Below are 1,412 nucleotides of genomic sequence, written 5' to 3' on the forward strand. Positions count from 1 at the left end.
CATGGAAGAGCTGCTCGCGCAGATCAACGACATCGGCAAGAAGTCCGGCCTGGAGATCTCCCGCGTGGAGCCCGACAAGGAGTACGTCGAGGGCGGCGAGTTCTTCGCGCGCATCCCCATCAAGATGACGGTGAGCGGCAACTACCACGAGATCGCCATGTTCCTTCAGGAGATGGCGAACATGCGCCGCATCGTGAACGTCAACAACATCAAGCTCGATAACGCGACCCTCAAGAACGAGAAGGTGGTCCTCCAGAGCAGCTTCCTGGCGACGACGTTCCGGTTCGTTGAGACGAAGAGCAACTAGAAACTTGATCCGCCCGGCAACTGGGGCGACAAGGGATGACGCGGATGAAGACGTTCAAGTCCACGATGACCGCTGCGGTGATGGCGCTGACCCTGTCCGCTTGTGAGGACACGCCACCAGCTCCGCCACCAGCTCCTCCCAAGGCCGCCGCCCCCGCGCCGGCCCCGGTGGAAGAGAAGACCGAGGCGTCGGCGGCGCCAGCGTTCGTCTACACCTACAGTCCGGTGGGAAAGCGGGATCCGTTCCGCAGTCCGCTGGAGGAGCTCGGGCCGGTGGCGCGTGACGCACCGGAGCGGGCCTGCAATGAACCCCTGTGCGTGTACGACCTCGACCAGCTCAAGCTGGTGGCGGTCGTCACGGGGGATGCCAGCCCGCTGGCGATGGTCGAGGACCCCCTGGGCCGCGGCCACATCGTCCGGCGCAACACCCGCGTGGGGCGCCAGGGCGGCAAGGTCACACAGATTCTAAGGGACTCGGTCACCGTCACCGAGGTCTTCACGGGTGCCAAGGGCGAGCTCATCAGCAACCCGGTGAGTCTCCAGCTCAAGGCGGATGGCGTGAAGGACCCCGCATACAACCTGATGACGGGCAAGAACTGGGAGTAGCGCCCCACGGCGCGCCCGCGGGCAGTCGTCGCCCGCTTCCAACTTGTTGAGGGGACGCATGCTCGAGCAGAGCGCTGTGACGAGGGGCAAGTGGATCATGGCGGCCGCATGGGCGGTCGTCCTGGCAAGCGCCAAGGTGTACGGCGCGGATCTCAATACGCTGCGGGACCTGCAGGTGTCCCGGACGGGAGCCGGTGCCCAGGTCGTGGTGACCGGGACCCGGCCGCCCACCTTCACCGTCTTCCGGCTCAGCGGGCCGGAGCGGCTGGTGGTGGACCTGTCGTCCGCGGACGCCACCGGCATCAAGGGGCACCATGACGGCACCGGTCCGGTGTCCGGCGTGGTGGCCGCCCAGTTCTCCGACGCGCGCGCCAGCGTGGGCCGCGTGCTGGTGGCGCTCGACCAGGCCTCCCAGTACGACGTCCGCGCGGAGGGCAACCGCGTGGTCATCTCCGTGGACGGCTCGCCGGTGGCCCGCCGCCGCGACCGCCCGAGGCCCC

Annotated in this window: 3 protein-coding genes; all 3 read left to right on the forward strand. The window is 67.7% G+C overall.

The window, feature by feature from the left end:
• The coding region (pilO, locus tag ACLEQD_RS43355) for a type 4a pilus biogenesis protein PilO (protein ID WP_410391787.1) at positions 1-307 on the forward strand (307 nt) is incomplete at its 5' end.
• A 44-nt stretch (positions 308-351) separates the two neighbouring features.
• On the forward strand, positions 352-912 hold the full coding sequence (locus ACLEQD_RS43360; protein ID WP_410391788.1) for a pilus assembly protein PilP: 561 nt from the start codon (positions 352-354) through the stop codon (positions 910-912).
• A gap of 58 nt (positions 913-970) precedes the next feature.
• On the forward strand, positions 971-1,412 hold a 442-nt coding region (locus tag ACLEQD_RS43365; protein ID WP_410391789.1), incomplete at its 3' end, for an AMIN domain-containing protein.

The organism is Corallococcus sp. 4LFB, from assembly GCF_046520365.1.
In the GTDB taxonomy this organism is placed as follows: domain Bacteria; phylum Myxococcota; class Myxococcia; order Myxococcales; family Myxococcaceae; genus Corallococcus; species Corallococcus caeni.